Source organism: Bradyrhizobium sp. P5_C11_2, assembly GCF_054049755.1.
This window is the reverse complement of sequence record NZ_JBFULT010000693.1, coordinates 1-3,397: the sequence shown is the minus strand read 5'-3', so window position 1 is coordinate 3,397 and position 3,397 is coordinate 1. Positions and strand designations below refer to the sequence as shown.

General features: G+C 65.1%; 4 protein-coding genes. 1 reads left to right on the top strand and 3 read right to left on the bottom strand.

The window, feature by feature from the left end:
* From ACXJL8_RS37035 to ACXJL8_RS37025, 3 genes are all read right to left on the bottom strand, one after another.
* Positions 1 to 727: NADPH:quinone oxidoreductase family protein (locus tag ACXJL8_RS37035; protein WP_456686619.1), on the bottom strand; the 727-nt coding region annotated here is incomplete at its 3' end.
* On the bottom strand, positions 727 to 1,335 hold the full coding sequence (locus tag ACXJL8_RS37030) for a DsbA family protein (protein ID WP_456686618.1): 609 nt from the start codon (positions 1,333 to 1,335) through the stop codon (positions 727 to 729). The genes ACXJL8_RS37035 and ACXJL8_RS37030, both read right to left, overlap by 1 nt.
* 139 nt (positions 1,336 to 1,474) lie before the next feature.
* On the bottom strand, positions 1,475 to 2,176 hold the full coding sequence (locus ACXJL8_RS37025; RefSeq protein ID WP_456618271.1) for a glutathione S-transferase N-terminal domain-containing protein: 702 nt from the start codon (positions 2,174 to 2,176) through the stop codon (positions 1,475 to 1,477).
* Between the two features lie 95 nt (positions 2,177 to 2,271).
* On the opposite strand from ACXJL8_RS37025, the gene ACXJL8_RS37020 reads away from it, so the two are divergent.
* The gene (locus tag ACXJL8_RS37020) at positions 2,272 to 3,294 is read left to right on the top strand and encodes a methionine synthase (protein WP_456686617.1); all 1,023 of its coding nucleotides are present in this window, start codon (positions 2,272 to 2,274) and stop codon (positions 3,292 to 3,294) included.
* Positions 3,295 to 3,397 lie beyond the last annotated feature (103 nt).

Here is a 3,397-nt window from a genome sequence, read left to right as displayed (position 1 = left end):
CCCCGGTGAAGCCGATCACCAGCAGCCGCGCGCCCCAGGCGATGCAGCGCATCGAGTTCTCGAACACCTCGCCGCCGACGGGATCGAACACGACGTCGGCGCCGCGACCGTCGGTGATACGCTTGACGGCGTCGCGAAACGGCTCGCGGTCGTAACGCACGAGATGATCGGCGCCGCGCGATTTCGCGATGGCGAGCTTCTCATCGCTGGAGGCGGTCGCGATCACGATCGCGCCCAGCATCTTGCCGATCTCGACGGCRGCAAGGCCCACGCCGCCACCGGCGCCGTGCACCAGCAGCACCTCGCCCKGYTCGACTTTGCCGCGATCGATCAGTGCGTGATACGCGGTGCCGTGGCCGGCGAGATAGGTCGCGGCTTCCGCATAGTCGAAGGTCGACGGCATCGGCGTAAGCTGCGACGGCGTCACCACGGCTTCATCGGTGAAAGCGCCGTGGCGCATCTTGACGATGACCTTGTCACCGACGGCAACGCCCCTCGCCTCCGCGCCCACCTCGGTGACGTCCCCCGCCGCTTCCATACCGGGCGTGAACGGCAGCTCAGGCTTGAGCTGATACTCGCCGGCCGCCATCAGCACATCCGGAAAATTCAGTCCGGCGGCGCGGATCGCGATGCGCACCTCGTCCGGCCTCAGGGGCCGCGACGGAAACTCCTCCAGCCGCAACGTCTCGGGCGGGCCGAGCGCGCGGCAGACGACAGCGCGCACCATCAGGCCGCGCTCGCCTTGCGGCGCTCGAGCGCCTCGCGGATCAGCGGCAGCCGGTCGTTGCCGAAGTACATGTCGGTCTTGTCGACGAAGATCGTGGGCGAGCCGAAGCCGCCGCGCGCCACGACCTCTTCCGTGTTGGCCTTGAGCTGGTCCTTGATCCCCTGCTCCGATATGCCGGCGAGGAATTTCTGCTCGTCGACGCCGACCTTCCTGCAGATCTCGGCGAGCACCGCATCCTGCGAGATGTCCCTGTCATCGCCCCAATAGGCTTCGAACACCGCGGTCGCGAACGGCACCATCTCCCTGCCGAGCCAGGTGCAGCCGCGCATCGCCTTGACGCTGTTCACGGGAAACACCGTCGGCGGCATCTTGATCGCAAGGCCTGCCGAGCGCGCCCAATCCCCAAGATCCTTCTTCATGTAGCGCGCCTTCAACGGCACCGGTGTCWCACGCTGCGCGTAGACGCTCGGATTGACCGTATTGAAGATGCCGCCGACCAGGATCGGCCGCCAGGCGATCTCAGCGCCGAGCTCCTTTGCCAGCGGCTGGATGTTGTGGAAGGCGAGATAGGTCCAGGGACTGGAACAGTCGAAGAAGAACTCGATCATGGCGTTTCCTTTTGTCTCTCGTCATTCCGGGGCGCGCCCTCTTGGGCGCGAGCCCGGAATCCATTTCACAGCATTCGGCTGCAGCTCGATGGATTCCGGGCTCGCGACTTCGTCGCGCCCCGGAATGACGGCGTGGCCGTCACTTCCTTCCCAACACTTCCTTGGCACGTTGGCCGAACATGATCTTGCGTGATTCCTCGTCGAACGGCTCCTTGACAAACTTGCCGATCGCGAGCCCCGCCTGCACCTGCGGCCGTGCACGCACCTCGGCGTACCAGCGCTTCACGTTCGGATAGTCCTCTAACGTAAAGCCCTGCGCCTTGTGGGTCATGGTCCAGGGGAAGCAGGCGATGTCGGCGATGGAATAGTCGCCGGCGACATGGGCGCCGGTCTTGGCCAACTGCCGGTCGAGCACGCCATAGAGCCGCGCGGCCTCGTCGCGATAGCGGGAAATCGCGTAAGGGATCTTCTCGGCCGCATAGAGCGCGAAATGGCCGTGCTGGCCGAGCATCGGCCCGAGCCCCGCCATCTGCCACATCACCCACTGGATGGTGGTGGAGCGGCCGCGCAAGTCCGCTGGCAGGAAGCGGCCGGTCTTCTCCGCGAGATAGACCAGGATCGCGCCGGTCTCGAAYGCCGAGAACGGTTCGCCGCCGTCGGCGGGCGCGTGGTCGACGATCGCGGGAATGCGGTTGTTCGGACTGACCTGAAGGAATTCAGGACGAAACTGCTCGCCGGCGCGGATGTCGACGGGGATGACCCGATAAGGGAGCCCCAGTTCCTCCAGCATGATCGAGATTTTCCAGCCGTTCGGCGTCGGCGCGTAGTGGAGGTCGATCATTTCGTTCCTGCCCGATGGCGACTTTTGTTGTTCTGTACCTCGACGTTAAGACATGGCAGGAAGGGGCGCAATCACAACCCGCCGGGAGGGCCACCATGCTGTTTCCAACCACGATCGCCGGCTCCCTGCCGAAGCCGGAATGGCTCGCCGAACCCAACATGCTCTGGGCGCCCTGGAAGTCGCAAGGCGACGAGCTTGCTCGCGCCAAGCGTGACGCGACCATGCTCGCGGTGAAGGTCCAGGAGGATGCCGGGATCGACATCGTCACCGAGGGCGAGCAGGCCCGGCAGCATTTCGTTCATGGCTTCCTGGAGAAGGTCGAGGGCATCGATTTCGCCCACAAGGTCGAGATGGGCATCCGCAAGGACCGCTATAAGGCGATGGTGCCGCAGGTGGTCGCTCCGCTCCGGCTTAGGGGACGCGTCCATGCCGACGAGGCGCGCGTCGCGCGCACGCACACCAGGAAGAAGCTGAAGTTCACCCTGCCCGGCCCGATGACCATCATCGACACCATCGCCGATCGCTACTATGGCGACCGCGTCAAGATGGCCTTCGCCTTTGCCGAGCTTCTGAACGAAGAGGCCAAGGCGCTCCAGGYCGACGGCGTCGATCTCGTGCAGTTCGACGAGCCGGCCTTCAACGTCTACATGGACGAAGTCAACGACTGGGGCATCAAGGCGCTTGAGCGCGCCGCGCAAGGCCTCACCTGCGCCACCGCCGTGCACATCTGCTACGGCTACGGCATCAAGGCCAACACCGACTGGAAGGAAACGCTCGGCGCGCAATGGCGGCAGTACGAGCAGATTTTTCCGGCGATCGACGCCAGCCCGATCCAGCAGGTCGCGATCGAGTGCCGCAATTCGAAGGTGCCGCTCGACCTGCTCGCGCTGCTCAAGAACAAGATCGTGCAGGCCGGCGTGATCGATGTCGCCAGCGACACGGTGGAAACCGCCGAGGACGTCGTGCAGGTGATCGACGCCGTGTCCAAATTTGTGCCCAAGAGCAACATCATCGCCACCACCAATTGCGGGATGGCGCCGATGCGGCGGGAGATCGCCGAAGCCAAGCTGATGGCGCTCGGCGTCGGCGCCGCGCTGGCGCGCGAGAAGCTGGGATAGTGGCGGTGATCCGGCCGGTCTTTGTTGTCGCAGCGCTTGCGGTGATCGCGCTCCCCGCGCGTGCGGAGGATCGCTCCGTGCTGCTGAATTGCAAGGCGATGGT